The 13,671-nt window shown below is 49.2% G+C and carries 12 protein-coding genes and 1 pseudogene; all 13 read right to left on the minus strand.

What is annotated here, in order from left to right; all coding sequences use genetic code 11:
• Positions 1-43: 43 nt before the first annotated feature.
• Positions 44-928 (minus strand): hypothetical protein, encoded by an 885-nt coding sequence (locus GJU83_RS03105; RefSeq protein WP_153633669.1) that lies wholly within the window; start codon positions 926-928, stop codon positions 44-46.
• A gap of 224 nt (positions 929-1,152) precedes the next feature.
• A complete protein-coding gene (locus GJU83_RS03110) occupies positions 1,153-2,163 on the minus strand; it encodes a glycosyltransferase (protein ID WP_153633670.1) in 1,011 nt (336 codons plus the stop codon).
• A gap of 85 nt (positions 2,164-2,248) precedes the next feature.
• Positions 2,249-3,214, minus strand: a complete 966-nt coding sequence (murB, locus tag GJU83_RS03115) for a UDP-N-acetylmuramate dehydrogenase (RefSeq protein WP_153633671.1) — start codon at positions 3,212-3,214, stop codon at positions 2,249-2,251.
• Positions 3,202-4,458, minus strand: coding sequence for a UDP-N-acetylglucosamine 1-carboxyvinyltransferase (locus tag GJU83_RS03120; protein ID WP_153633672.1), 1,257 nt, complete (start codon positions 4,456-4,458; stop codon positions 3,202-3,204). The genes murB and GJU83_RS03120 overlap by 13 nt, the downstream gene beginning before the upstream one ends.
• 7 nt (positions 4,459-4,465) lie before the next feature.
• Entirely contained in the window at positions 4,466-4,669 is a 204-nt protein-coding gene (locus GJU83_RS19045; protein ID WP_267313034.1) for a hypothetical protein, read from the minus strand.
• A 27-nt stretch (positions 4,670-4,696) separates the two neighbouring features.
• Positions 4,697-4,951: pseudogene (locus GJU83_RS19190) on the minus strand (hypothetical protein); the annotation flags it as partial.
• The gene (locus GJU83_RS03130; RefSeq protein ID WP_153633674.1) at positions 4,948-6,264 is read right to left on the minus strand and encodes a lipopolysaccharide biosynthesis protein; all 1,317 of its coding nucleotides are present in this window, start codon (positions 6,262-6,264) and stop codon (positions 4,948-4,950) included. The gene GJU83_RS03130 and the pseudogene GJU83_RS19190, both read right to left, overlap by 4 nt.
• Before the next feature lie 112 nt (positions 6,265-6,376).
• The gene (locus GJU83_RS03135) at positions 6,377-7,300 is read right to left on the minus strand and encodes a Wzz/FepE/Etk N-terminal domain-containing protein (RefSeq protein WP_153633675.1); all 924 of its coding nucleotides are present in this window, start codon (positions 7,298-7,300) and stop codon (positions 6,377-6,379) included.
• Positions 7,300-9,801 (minus strand): SLBB domain-containing protein, encoded by a 2,502-nt coding sequence (locus GJU83_RS03140; protein ID WP_153633676.1) that lies wholly within the window; start codon positions 9,799-9,801, stop codon positions 7,300-7,302. The genes GJU83_RS03135 and GJU83_RS03140 overlap by 1 nt, the downstream gene beginning before the upstream one ends.
• A gap of 33 nt (positions 9,802-9,834) precedes the next feature.
• Positions 9,835-11,271, minus strand: coding sequence for a capsule assembly Wzi family protein (locus tag GJU83_RS03145; protein WP_306344399.1), 1,437 nt, complete (start codon positions 11,269-11,271; stop codon positions 9,835-9,837).
• Between the two features lie 265 nt (positions 11,272-11,536).
• Positions 11,537-12,295 (minus strand): Wzz/FepE/Etk N-terminal domain-containing protein, encoded by a 759-nt coding sequence (locus tag GJU83_RS03150; RefSeq protein ID WP_228715149.1) that lies wholly within the window; start codon positions 12,293-12,295, stop codon positions 11,537-11,539.
• Positions 12,296-12,388: 93 nt separating this feature from the next.
• Positions 12,389-12,868, minus strand: a complete 480-nt coding sequence (rfaH, locus tag GJU83_RS03155) for a transcription/translation regulatory transformer protein RfaH (RefSeq protein ID WP_153633678.1) — start codon at positions 12,866-12,868, stop codon at positions 12,389-12,391.
• A complete protein-coding gene (gene cysQ / locus GJU83_RS03160) occupies positions 12,865-13,641 on the minus strand; it encodes a 3'(2'),5'-bisphosphate nucleotidase CysQ (protein ID WP_153633679.1) in 777 nt (258 codons plus the stop codon). Before cysQ ends, rfaH begins: the two co-directional genes overlap by 4 nt.
• Between the last annotated feature and the right edge of the window lie 30 nt (positions 13,642-13,671).

The raw sequence follows: 13,671 nt of genomic DNA on the forward strand, positions 1-13,671 counted from the left end.
ACGACTTTTTAAGATTAATCAGAAACTAACAAAAATGACAAAGCTAACGTCGCGACTCTCTAATAAAGGCGAGATACAAGCTGAGAAACACGGCGGCACATCCTAGAACGAACAGAAAAACATCTGACTTCCTAGGAAACAGCGGGGTCTTAGGAAGCGTTGCGGGATCTAGTATCCTCAATACATAATGCTCTCTTGCTTCGATAATTAAAATCTTATTTACTTCTTGCTCAATCTTATCATGCATTAAATTAGATGTTGCCGAAGTAATCCGAGAATTCGAATGCTTTAGCAAATTTGATAGACGGCCTTTCCTAAAGTCCAAATCTAATCCTCTAAGATAGTTGTCGAGCTCGCTGGCTAACAAATTCGCTAATCTCTTCGATTCGGCAGGGCTTTGATTTTTCAAACTCAAGACTGCAGTCGGGCTTCCTTGCCTTTTCCATAAATCGACCGATTGCTTAAACTTTTCTAAGGACATTTCAGTCTCTAAAACACTAACATCCGAAACTTCTCTGCCATTTTCACTAATGCATTTTGGCGATGAGCCTAGTAGATTATTTAATCTAGGTTCGCACTTTTCTTTGATTACCTGCTCTTTGAAATACTCTACGAAGCCATCTGACCGTAGAACCATTTCTAGAATAGCCACATCTTGGGAAATACTTTCTGAGTACGCCGTAATTAAGGGCTTCTCATTATAATTTATTTCTTCACTAAGCTCCAAGTTTGATCGCGCGTTGATTATTTCAATTACGACGGAGGCCTTATAAACAGGGACGTGATTCATTAAGGAAAGCACGGCACCGCAACCAAGAAACAAAAAAATAATGCATAGAGCAAAACGTCCACTCACAACACCTTGTACGTAACTTATGCAAGAAGGTCGAGGAACAGTATTTTTAATACGAGCACCAACATAGTTCATAGTTAAGAATACGGAGAGTATTTCATATCTCGGTTAACTTTAATTTCAATTCTGGTTTTTGAAAAATTAAAGCATCAGTCCTGTAAGGGTCGATGCTTATGGGAAAGAGATAATTAATACACCTTCGTCACACCAGTATTCCATCGAGAAATCTAAACCGTTTTTATTTCATTAGGCTCGACAACCCACGCATAAGTAATTCAGAAATGATGATATCGAAAAATCTACCGATAATACCTCACGGCATTTACCAAGCGTCTGAGAAAAGCGGACAGATTCCGCAAATCTGCGCCCATTAACTCGAATACAGAGACCACCAAAAATACCGATCTATCAAATTTAGTAACAGGCATTTCTTCCATAGCCATAAATTTTATCAATTGATCCGACTCTTCTTTCATGCCATTTATTCTCAGTCGAAGTGCTCTCCTCGATAACCCCGCCCGCATTTCCGCTCTCAAATAAGGGTCACTTCGAAATAGCTCAGTAGTTACACCGTTTTTCAGAAATTCGTTGCGGTCAACATCTTCATTATTGAATAGATAATGGACTGCTCGACCATGTAAAAACTGATTTACCGCCTTTTCTGCTGAATTGCTCGCTCCATTAGGAAAGTTTATCCGCGCATATAACATTTCCTCAAGAAATAGGGCATACCCTCCGGCCTTTAACATTCTTAGCCATAAATCCCAATCTTGCGTATAGGTAAGCCGTGGGTCGTACCCACCAAAACGATGGTATTCACTTGCTCGGTATACTACTGATCCATGGGTAAACGGCGTGCCCTTGAAAAAATCCGAAACATACACTTTCGCTCTAGGAAAAGTTTGTGAGTCAATCGGCATAAGTGACTCATGGTGAATGTTCTGGCTGGCCACACCACACATTATCGCGTCAGGGTCAGCTTCAAGAGCTTGAACCTGCTTCTCTATTCGATGTGGGTAACTTATATCCCCACTTCCGTGTACTGCTATATAGTCAGTTTTTATGCCCTTAAGAGCATCTGCAATAGATTTGGTAAATCCTTTATTCTCGTGAGTAACGACCGTTACTTTTGATGATTCAAATTTTTTTAATTCATCATAGGTTTTATCTTTGGACCCATCGTCGACCAGGAGTATATTTACGTTCGGATATGTTTGATCAACTATACTCTTAATTGATCTATCGACGTATCCCTCTCTATTGTAAAAAACAGATATAATAGTAACGCTAGCTTGACTCTCAGAACTCATTATTGAAGATACTCAGGTGCTTTGAGAATTCTTTTGTACAGATACATTAATATGAAATGATCACGCTTTTGGCTTCGAAAAAGGACTAAAATACACAATCCGCCGGCATTACTTTTCCTTCATGAGATACATAACAGGCTTCTACCTCCATCTTGTATCCAGTATTTCGCTCAACAGCGGATTGTATTTCCACAATAATCTCTAGTACATCCTTCGCTTTCGCATTCCCAGTGTTCACAATGAAGTTTGCATGCATCGGCGACACTTGTGCACCACCACGCTTGAACCCTTTGAATCCAATTTTCTCAATTGCTGCTCCGGGAGGGCCAATCTCTGCATACATTGCAGGGTTGCTCTTGAAAACAGATCCGCAGTTGGGCAACTTTCGGGGGAATTTTTTGCGCCGCCCCCGAAGTATCGATAGCATTTCTCTGCGTATTTCACGATTGTCACTTCTGCTATCGAACCTAAGAGTGGCTGCCGTTATGATCTCTCCATTACTTTGGAAGACTGATTTCCTGTACGCAAACTCACATTCGTCTGCAGATCGCTCAATCACTTTACCGTCTGAAGCGACGCTCTGAACCTTGAGCACATTGCTTCCAACACCCTTGCGTTGGCTGCCGCCATTCATGCAGATTAACCCGCCGAGGGTTCCAGGAATTCCGCAAATGTGTTCGGCACCTGCCAAACAGTTTTGCATCATGGTACGTGAAAAACCTGGAACCCAAATCCCAGCTTCCGCAACCACCTCAGTACCTCTGACATACATCGACGCCATATTGTTCGCTATCTGAATGATGGGTGCTCGGCAACCTTCATCAGCAAATAATAAATTGCTGGTTAGCCCAATAACCACAGGACGTATTTGCCGAAACAGCATCCACTTTCGTATCTCAGAAAGCTGTGACGCCGACGAGGGCCGTATTACAACGTCTGCAGAGCCACCAATCCCCCATGCGCTAATCCGGGATAACGGAACCTGTTCCTGCAACCCTTCGGGACAAAGACTCTTCAATTCTTCGATTGCGCTTTGACTTAGTCGATCCATTCAGCAGCCGCTCCGAGCTCACGCAACTTTCTATCGAAATTGACGTAACCTCTTCCAATCTGCCAAGCATCTGAAATCAGCGTTTCATCTTTTGCTACAAGACCACAGAGAGCTAAAGCAGCTCCAGCTCTTAAATCGAGTGCACGAACTAGAGCTCCATTCAGATCTCCCCCGTTACCATGTAGAACCAACATGTCCCCCCGGATTTCATGCTTAACTCCCATTCGAGCCATTTCTTCAGCGTATCCATACCGCCCGGGGAAGCGTAAATCCACGATACGAGACTCTCCTTTTGCACACGCTCCCCACGCCGCTAAAATTGGCTGCACATCTGAATTAATCCCCGGGTGAGGACCAGTGCTGATTTCTATCGGGTAGCAGGTCCCTCCGCGAACGATGAGAGAGTCTTCATTTCGAAAAATTTTAGCGCCGGCAGATCGGAGATGGGCAAGCACGACCTCCAAGTCCGCGTATGGGAAACCAGAAATCTCCACATCGCCACCTGTCATAACTGAGCCAACCAACCAGGTAATCGCCTCCATATTGTCTGCAATCACCTCATGCTCTGTTCCTTGGAGTCCCTCAACCCCTTGGATCTCAATATGCTCTTGTCCGAAAACAGATATCTTCGCTCCCATTTTCCGCAGCATTGAAATAAGATCCATTATTTCCGGCCGTATGTGCGGATTCCAGACGCGGGTAATTCCTTTTGCAAGCGTTCCACAAATAATTGCGTTTTCAGTTGCGCCCGTGGATCGTAAAGGGAGGTGGATATCCGAGCCAACCAGCCCCCCTGAAGGTGCCGAACAGCAGAGGTACTCACCCTCCTCCCAGACTGTCGCTCCAAGCCTCTCAAGCAACATTACATGTAGATCGAACTTACGTTCACCTAGTTTACACCCGCCTGGAAGCGGAACTTTACCCTCTCCAAGACGGGTAGTAAGCGCACCAAGCACCAAAAGGGTATTCCTGATTGAGCGCCCCTCCCAGTTCAACGTAGTGGATAGCCTTTTCCCCTCAGTTATCTCGATATGCTTGTCGTTTTCGCAAATCGTTGATTTACCCAGAGCTTCGACCATCCCAACGTGAATCTGCGCATCTAGCAAGGGCGCTGGATAATTGGTTAACGTCACTTTCTCTTCCGTAAGAAGACTTGCAGCCAAAAGCCTCAAAGCTGAATTTTTCGCACCTGAAATATCCACAACGCCCTGTAGCCGTGAGGGCCTAACTTTTAAAAAACTCATTATTCTCCTAACTCTCTTCAATATTCTGAGAAACAACCCTTGCAGGGGCACCTACGCAAACCGAATTATCGGGAACATCACGTAAAACAACGGAATTGGCACCGATAATGCAATTTTTACCAATACTTATGTTTCCAACAACAACTGCGCCGGCAAAAATAACCGTGCCGGCGCCTATAGTTGGATAATTTCCGGCCTGCCAATCGCCCATTCTGGCTCCGCCAAGAGTCACATTCTGATATATCCGAACATTTGCCTCGACAACGCATCCATCGCCAATCACAATCGCAACTGGGTGGGGGAAAGAAACTGACTCAGAAATTCTAGCAAGAGGCGAAATATAGAGGCCACGAGCCTGAAGCCTACGGGATAAAAATCGCGAGATCTTTTCATATCCTGATTTGCTAAGTCTGTTCATTACCCGAACCAATTCGTCACAACGTGCCGAATGCGACCCAAAAAACAACCTGAGCAAATTTATATTAGCTTTCATAAGCAATCGGCTCGAACCTGATCGGATTTTTTCTTAAGAATATGCATCACTAAAACAGAAACATAGATATAAAAAAAAGCCATTAAAATTGAGTACAGAAAAATAAATCTCGCGGCTGCAATTTTAGTAAAAAACACGAAACTGAAGAGAGCCAAGATAGAGAGGACTCTCACCACATTTATCCTAAGAAAGGTTGACTGATTGGCCATGATATTTAAGAGCTGGACCAGTGGTGCAGAGGTGAAATGAAATACGATGTAAATGCTCAACAAAGAGGCAAACTTTCCAGAAGCTTCCCACTCTTGGCCAAATACGAGATAAAAAATCTGTTCGCCGAAAAAGAACAGTACAAGCCCCGAAGGAATAGACACCAAAAATAATTTTTTCTGGGTGTCTTTCGTCATTTGATAGATCCGATCAGAACCGCTTTTGCCAATAGCGGCAGCTTCTGCATACAGTGCTTTTCCCATTGCTTCTCCAACAAGCGTTACCGGTATCGCTAATGCCATCAACGCCAAACTTAGTTGACCTGTTAATTCGGCACCATATACGGCGGCAGCGAAGAGCAAGGGAGCCTGCTGAGAGAACACCATAAGAAACTGGGAAGGCACGCGATAAAATGGAAAATCCCTGTAGAAACCTGCAGCAGTGGCCAATCGGTTTGCCGTAATTGCCTGAGGAATACGAAAGAGATCGGTCTTGAAATCTCGAAGTAGCCAAAAGAGCCCTCCGCCCTTGGCTATGATCGCGCCCAGTAGAAGACCAAGTGGATTAAGCCCAACAACACCTAATCCAATGGTTGCAAGAGCACCCGCGCTGTTTTGAATAATATTTGTTTTAGCGATTATCCCGTATGCGCGTCTACGTGTCGCCCAGAAAGTCATTAATTCATAAGTTGCCGTAACTAGCACACCGATCCCAATTAACCACCACCAGGGAACAATCGCAGCCATTGAAAAAAAGTTTAGCATTGGCTCGGAGAAAATAGCCAAAGCAAGCATAATAAATGCTGTGCCAGCTAATATAAGGCCAAAGGAGAGAAGTAAGAGGTTTAAAGCAGTGCCTGTTTGGCGTGGCAATGGAAGAGTTAACACGTAGCGCAAAGACACAATTGGAGCAAGGATAGTGACCAATGAGGTAAATACTGCCAGCACACCAAAGCCTTCGGGAGTGTATATTCGAGTTGCGAATGGTATAGCCAAAAGACTTATCAGGCGACCGAGTCCACTTCCGACAGCCATAGTCGCCATTCCTTTAAAGGCTCTGGCAGCGTCTTCGCTAAACAGCCGTTTTAAGCCTTTAGAATTTTTCAATTACTGGTCTCGCTCACTGATGTTTTCCGGGTGACGGCAGATATGAGAGGTTTTTTATTCACAATCTATTCGTAATTTTTCGATAAGTTACCTAAAAATAGTCGATGAGCCACTAAGATGGACGGAACATTAACTGTTTCAATGAAACAATCAAAAAACCAAGAAACAGACCGAGCATTACTGCTATTACTACAATTGTAATTCGCTTCGGTTTGCTTGGCTCCTGCGGAATCACCGCAGGGTCTATAATCCTGAAAACATATTCACGTTGAGCACTGGCCAGCATTATTGTTCGCGTTTCACTTTCAATGAGCTGATAGAAAACCTGCTGCATGCCGGCGATGCTCGTCTCCGATAGCTTGTCTTCCAAATATTCAACCCTAGCTTCAGCCTCTTCGACATCCTGCTCTCGCATATGCTCGTTTATATCCCGGATTAACAAATCCACCCACTCTTTCGCAGCCTTTGGGGATAAACTGGACAAACTGAGCGTGATCATTCCATTGTCCTTGTTATCCACCATATTGAGCTTTTCTCTGAAAGCCAACACGAGATCCCAAGCAGAGGGCATTGCTCCCTTTACATTCTCGTACTGAAGCCATTCTGCGCTTTCATAATCATATAATTCTGGATCGTATTCCCACTCTTGAGTCTTCGGATCCCAGCCTTTTGTAGCTAAAAGCGGTGCCTCCAGACCGTGCTTTCGAATAAACCGAGTTAGGAATGCCCGGGATTGTAGTACTTCCTTAGCGATTGCGGTGGTATTTGTTTCTCCGCCTCCCAAGTCAACGCCTGCCAAGCTGGCCAAGCCGCTAAGTTGTCCTCCGAGTCTACTCCCTCCTTCATTCTGGGCGGGGGCTAAAAGCGCTGTTGCTTTGTAGATATTTGGCTGACTAAAAGCATAGGCCGCACCGATTATTCCAAAAACGATGACGCAAATGACTATTAACCATTTTCCTTGCCACAGCGCTAATACCAGCTCCCTTATATCTATTTGATCATCCGCGAAACTCTGTTTGTCAGGTATCTGGGTCATCACAGATTCCCCACCGCAGCGGCACCAAGTGCAATCTGGTAAACAATCTGGCTGACGTTTGTCCACAGTTCCAACTGATTCAGGCGGTCCACGTCGATTGGCATAATGATCGTGTCACCAGGTTCAAGCTGTTGGCTGCGACTGCCAAACCAGCGGCTTTTCTCGGGCAGCATTACGGAACCATCGGCTTTTACCACATAAACCCTGCTTTCGTCGGCCTGGCGCGTCGGCCCACCAGAGCGTTCGAGGTAGTCATCCACAGTTAAGCCGGCCTGGTGTAGGTGGCTGGTGGGGAATTGAACTTCGCCGAATACGGTGACGGACTGGGGAATGGTTGGAACAGTCAGCGTATCGCCATCCTGAAGGCGGATCGCTTGGTAGTCTTCGTTATTCACAACCGCTTCGAGATTCACCACCATTCGACCGACCGGACGACTGCTTTGGACATCCTCAAGCAGATCCTCAACCTGTTGCGCTCGATCCGCACTCTCTCCTGCCAGTCCATCGCCTTCAAGCCGGACCCCGAGCAGGTCTCCCTGAAGGCGCTCTTCCGCTTCGCGAAGGCGTTGAGCTTCAAGGCGGCGTAACTTTTCCCTGGTGAATACCGCGCCTCTCGGAAACGCGTTATCAGTTAGTCCACCGGCGCGCTCAATAACTTCTTTGAGCGTTTCGCCGTCCCGGAAGGTGTACACGCCCGGGTAACGTACTTCGCCCTGCAGCTCGATGGTACTTGTCTTCGCAAATTCCGGGATGGATTTGATCAGAATCCTGTCCCTACTTTGCAACGCCAAGTTGCCGTTACCGGCCATGGCGTCAGCCAGATTTACATTGAGGATATTTGTCTTACCAATACCGTTTTCATCAGTTGTATAGCGAGCGACTTCAGCGTGATAGAGAGAGGCAGAGTCCTTCAAACCACCTGCCACAAAAATCGCATCTGAGAGCTGCCTGGACGCCGGCATGGGATACTCACCCGGGTATCGAACGGGACCGGTAATGCGAATAGTCTTTTGCGGCGAAGAGGGAGTGGCTTGGCTCTTCAGGCGGCGTAGCACTGGCTCGAAAAGGCTTTCGCGAGTGAACTCCCGTCCCTCTTCACCGCCCTCCACTTTTCCGGCATCGGAAAAAATCAGCAGTTGGTCCTTCTCCTCAAGTAGAAGATCAAATGCACTGCCCGAATTTTGTATAGCCTTGCGCAGCCGCAGGTTCAAAACCGAGATGGTGTCGGTCTTGTCATCGGTGCGAACGATTGCCGCGTAGCGCTTGTCCGCAACCGGTGTTAGGTCTGCGTCCAGGTTATTGATTATCGAACTCACACGCATGCCCGGCATCCAGGCGAAGCGGCCGGCACGGGTGGCTGCGCCACGGATTTCAATGTACTGGCCAGTAATATCTGAAATAGAAGGAATAGTTACTATGTCACCCGCCTGGATTCGCGCACTCTTTCCTTTTGCTGCGGTGTAATCCGCCTCGGCAATGATTCTAAGGAAGTCCTCGTTGGTGCGTTCAATATTGATGCGCTGCGGGTACGCCTGAGGGGTGAGGCCACCGGCCATACTGACCAGGTCCTCGAGGGTGTTCTCACTTTCCAGCTCATAGAGCGCTGGGCGTTGGACCTCGCCCTCAATGCCCGCACGCCTGCCTACGGATGGAATAAAAATCACGTCGCCCGGCTGGAGACGGTTATCGTTTGAGCTGTCTCCCTTGAGCAGAAGATCGTATAGATCCAGGGTGCCTACCAGCTTTCCGTCGCGTTTGTGCTGGAGGTTTCTCAGCGATCCAGTTTGTTTGATGCCACCGGAGACGTACAAGGCGTTGGTGATGGTGGAGAGCGAACTGACTGAATAGGAACCGGGGTTACGCGCTTCGCCGAGCACGAATACCCGCATGCTGCGAAGCTCGCCCAACGATACGCTGGCCTGAACCCCAATGTATTGTTCAGATACCTGCTTGCGGATCTGCTCCCTGGCCTCATCAAAGCTCAAGCCCGCGATGCTCATGGGTCCAGATTGAGGAAAACTGATGGTGCCATCGCGGCCGATGGGCAGTTCCAGATTCTGGTTTTCCTTGCCCCAGAGCTGGATGCGCAATACATCTCCCGGGCCAAGGGTGTACTCGGAGGGGATGGGGATTTCGGTTACTGGAGCGAAGGTGGTTGGGCTGCCCCGAAACAGCTCGTAACCAAAAGGCTTCAGACCACCGTTTTTTTCAGCAGCTTGCTGTCCTTTCTTCTCTTTCTCCTTATCTCTGGGCGTCTGCGCCAATTCCTCATCCGAAGTACTTTCAGTCCGCTCGACTACCTGAACGTCTCGTGGTCGCTGATTGCGTTGCCGAGAGGATTGGAAGTCTTCCAGGTCAACACCATACTGGCTGGCCAGGGCTTCCTGCTGGGCTCTGGGCAGGCTCTGGAATTGCTCGATCTGGGATTGACTGATGGACTGGGCGATGGCTGCCACGGGGAGCAGCATGGCCAGGGGGAGCAAGAGATTCTTAAGCTTCACAATTAGAGATCCGACGTTTTTGGTTCGATCAATTTAAAAACGGTATGTCCAGGCGGCACCCAAAGACCACTGGTCTTTTTCGCCACCCAAGTACTTAATTTTCTTATCGGTGGCTTGGAGCTTCAGGTCCAGCCATCCTTCAAACAATCTGGCTCCGTACCCTACATCAAGAATGGTTACGTTCTGATCAACATCGGGCACGGTATAAAATATTTCGTCGTTCGGCACGACCGTCCTAATAGCACCCTCTTTGTTAAGCCTTGCGAAACTGACCTTGGCGCTCAGGTTTGTGCCATTCTTCAAGAAGTTGAAAGCTCCCAGGGTGACAGCCTCGGCATCACCATCAAAACTGGCGCCCATGCTGCGACCGAAATAGCGGTAGCCGGAACGATAGCGTGCATGCTCGTATGTCAGATTAGGCATCGCATCGCCCAGGAAGTCATCAGCCAATGTATTCGTGTACTCAACAAACCATTGCTGATCGGCCGCAAATAGCTGGGTGGTCCAATCTGCCCCGAAAAGCCAGGATTTCCTGGCCGGAAAGGCACCAGCTTCGTCTTCCCCCATCATTTGGCCGTAAATGCCCATTGTTTGCTGGCCAACAGAGAAACCGTATCGAGCATCAACGCTGGCAAGTTGGTTGCCCGGATCGTTCTCCTCAAGCTGTCCATTATCCCGGCCGATCAGGGCATTCCAGATAGTGGACGCCCCTTCCGGCCGCCCCTCTCCACCGAACATAATCGCACGGGAGAGGCCAATATCCAGGCCATCGACGGGGCGGAAGGTAAAGCGCATGCCAATGAGTTTGGCATCCGGTACCGCGCGATCGCTCTCGTACTGTCCGGCCAGCGCTGTAAACTGCCAGGGGCCGACCCAGCTTAACCATGGGGTTTCGAAAGCGTGGGTATTGTTCCGATTAATCCAAAGCGCCGGCATCGGGCGGGCGTTGTTGGAGAGGATAAGGCTGGACTGCCAGCCTGGCCCCCACCATCGGTCAATTGCACCCACACCGAGTACCCAGTTGCCGGCTGCTGCCGCAAGATAGGAGCCATCGATGCGCAGCTCTTTATCATCATCGGGTTTATGGGCGTAGGCGGGGTTGAGCCCAAGGGCCCAGACTTCGCCCTGCCACTGAAGATCGATTGCCGTTCCAACCTTCGCAAGAGCATTCCGATCGAACCCACGGATACCGGGAATCTCGCTGCTGCCATACAGACTGTACTCACCGCGAACACCAGGCTGCGCCTGCTGTTCCTGCTCGAAACGCAAGTAAGCCGCGGCAGAGCCTACGGACGAATGATCCGCACTCACACTGGGCTGCAAACCACTGTGAACGGCACTCCACATCAGCGGCCAGGTGCTTACAGTACGGTCCATATGGCCACGGTCTGCCAACTTCTGAGCCGCGAACCTGGCCCGTGAATCCCCCGGCTCAAGCCAGGGCGCCGCCCAAAGGGGGGGGCTGCTCAAGCACGCTACCGCCCCACCGACCAGGGCCCAGTGTTTTAAGGTCATAAATATGAATAATCTGAAAATCGACAGGAAACAGACAAAAGGAAGGGAACAACTGAATCCCAACTATTTCCTTGTCGGTAGATGAATGTTCTGTTTCAGAAGCGTGACGATTTTACGGCATCGCCCGTGACAAGCAAGTGACAAAAAGTCTGACAGGTGCGGTTTCAGAGGCTTACCGCAGTAAAGAATTGTTAAAGGATCACAAATGCAGGGAAATCGACTAACTTTCGCTCACCCTGGCCCTCATAACGCTGGCAAACTCCATAAAGAACGCGGAAAAAACACCTCCCATCAATCCGAGCATACCTGCCAAAACAACGATCAGGGTTCGCGCCGGACCAATAGGCTCCGAGCTTTTTCGGCTTTTAGCCAGAACTTCCATTGGTTGAATTGACTCCAGGGTCGCTTCCAGCGACAAGCGCTTTCCTACGGTTCCTGCTATTGCCTCGCCGGCGTCGTTGTAACTCTCCAACATGCCGACCGTCTGAGACAGAGACTCTATCTGGCTCTCAAGAGTCCCCTTTACAACCGACACTGCGGCCGACTGACTTTTCTCTAACTCATTGACCAAATGAGCGTGCGCCCGCCTCACCTCTTCACTCTGCTCAACTGAGGCTTCTGAAGACATTCGAATCAAAGCGGTACTCTCGGGGTTGACGAAGTTGATATCGAACGGCAAGGGTTGATTATGGCTTGCTTGATATATTGCCTGATATTCAGGAAGCCAACGATTCTCCAGAGTTGCAATAACAGTACCCGGCTTTTCAATAAAGGTACCCGGCTCCTTCTCTGCAAGCCCAACGAGAGTGACGTATTCGTACTTGTGAGGCACGAAAAAAGCGTAAATGACCCCCAAAACCAGTGCAGAGAAAAATACTAGATAGAAGGTTCTCCGATGCTTCAGAAAAATAAAGGCCAGATCCACAAGACTAACTTCATCATCTGCCTCTGATCGACGCTCTCGCGGCATCTCTTCCATTTGCGCCCCTCTGGTGATGCTTTAAGCCAAGGATGCCTCTACTCGGCGCGGGAACCGAATACCCATTATTTTTCTGGGCAAAGGCCACAACAGTTACTTCTTTATAGCAGATACCGGGACTCTTATGCTCTGCTGCTTTTGCATAAAGTTGACAAGCACGATTGCCCGCTCTTCGCCGTCATAGGCCTGAAAAATAGCATTGATGCCCTCGAAGGGCCCCTCGCTCAGCTGTACGGCCTGCCCCGGCTTGATACCGCCCTGTTCTGCCACTGAGTCGAGGCTCTCTTTGATATGCCGGATCACGGCATCGTTTATAGGCGCGGGTTTGTTGGCGAAGCCGACAATCCTCAACACACCGCGGGTGGAACGAAGCTTGGACCACCTGGGGTCAGTCTGCTCAAGGTTTACGAACAGATAGCCAGGGAACAAGGGTTCCAGTTTCTTCGAGCGCTTTCCGCCCTTGATCCTCTCCACACTGATTTTTGGGTAAAAGCAGGCGATGTCTTGGTTCTGAAGGTGCTGAAGAGCGCGGTCGCCCTGAGCGGGCTTGTGTTGAAGTGCGTACCAGGTCATGGCCGGGGACTGTACCAGCTTCCCGATGCAACGAAATACGGATTTAACACATTCTGCTTACCATATTTGAGGGGTTCCCCATCCAGTGTCTGCACTTTGCCGCCGGCAGCCATCAGCACGGCTTGCGCAGCACCGGTATCCCACTCAGAGGTAGGGCCCAGCCGTGGATAGATATCTGCATGCCCCTCGGCGATTCGGCATAATTTGAGGGAACTGCCCGCCTGCACCAGCTCATGCTCACCCAATGCCTCGATGAATGCCCGGGTTTCCTCGTTCAGGTGGTTTTTGCTGGCAACAACCCGTTTCAGGGGTTTAGGTTCTGCCACACAGATGTGATGGACCCTGCCCGTGCGGTCCCGCATATGAGCGCCCTCTCCCACAATGCCCCAGAACGCCTCTTTCAGGGCAGGCGCGATGACAACCCCCATCACCGGCTGACCATCTTCGATCATGGCGATATTTACCGTGAACTCGCCGGTGCGCTGGGTGAAGTCCTTTGTACCGTCGACGGGATCCACCAGCCAGAAGCGCCGCCAGTGTTTGCGCTCTTCCCAGGGGATATCACTGCCCTCCTCCGAGAGGATCGGGATATCCCGGCTGATGCTTCTAAGTCCATGGGTGATGATGTCGTGGGCAGCGGTGTCTGCAGCGGTAATGGGCGAATCATCTGCCTTGTAGCTCACCTTGAAGTCAGACTGGTAAATGTGCAGCACTTTCTCACTGGCCGCATCAGCCACTTTTATCACGTCCGGGAGGATGGAGCTGTAATGCATGTGATTCGCTTCCTGCTTCAGATCAAAACG

This window comes from Marinobacter salsuginis (genome assembly GCF_009617755.1).
GTDB classification, from domain to species: Bacteria; Pseudomonadota; Gammaproteobacteria; order Pseudomonadales; family Oleiphilaceae; genus Marinobacter; species Marinobacter salsuginis.

Bases quoted from the DNA above. Each gene is read 5' to 3' on its own strand.
- GJU83_RS03105 (WP_153633669.1), bottom strand. From the start codon at position 928: ATGAACTATGTTGGTGCTCGTATTAAAAATACTGTTCCTCGACCTTCT.
- GJU83_RS03110 (WP_153633670.1), bottom strand. From the start codon at position 2,163: ATGAGTTCTGAGAGTCAAGCTAGCGTTACTATTATATCTGTTTTTTAC.
- murB (WP_153633671.1), bottom strand. From the start codon at position 3,214: ATGGATCGACTAAGTCAAAGCGCAATCGAAGAATTGAAGAGTCTTTGT.
- GJU83_RS03120 (WP_153633672.1), bottom strand. From the start codon at position 4,458: ATGAGTTTTTTAAAAGTTAGGCCCTCACGGCTACAGGGCGTTGTGGAT.
- GJU83_RS19045 (WP_267313034.1), bottom strand. From the start codon at position 4,669: ATGGGCGATTGGCAGGCCGGAAATTATCCAACTATAGGCGCCGGCACG.
- GJU83_RS03135 (WP_153633675.1), bottom strand. From the start codon at position 7,300: ATGACCCAGATACCTGACAAACAGAGTTTCGCGGATGATCAAATAGAT.
- GJU83_RS03150 (WP_228715149.1), bottom strand. From the start codon at position 12,295: ATGGAAGAGATGCCGCGAGAGCGTCGATCAGAGGCAGATGATGAAGTT.
- rfaH (WP_153633678.1), bottom strand. From the start codon at position 12,868: ATGACCTGGTACGCACTTCAACACAAGCCCGCTCAGGGCGACCGCGCT.
- cysQ (WP_153633679.1), bottom strand. From the start codon at position 13,641: ATGCATTACAGCTCCATCCTCCCGGACGTGATAAAAGTGGCTGATGCG.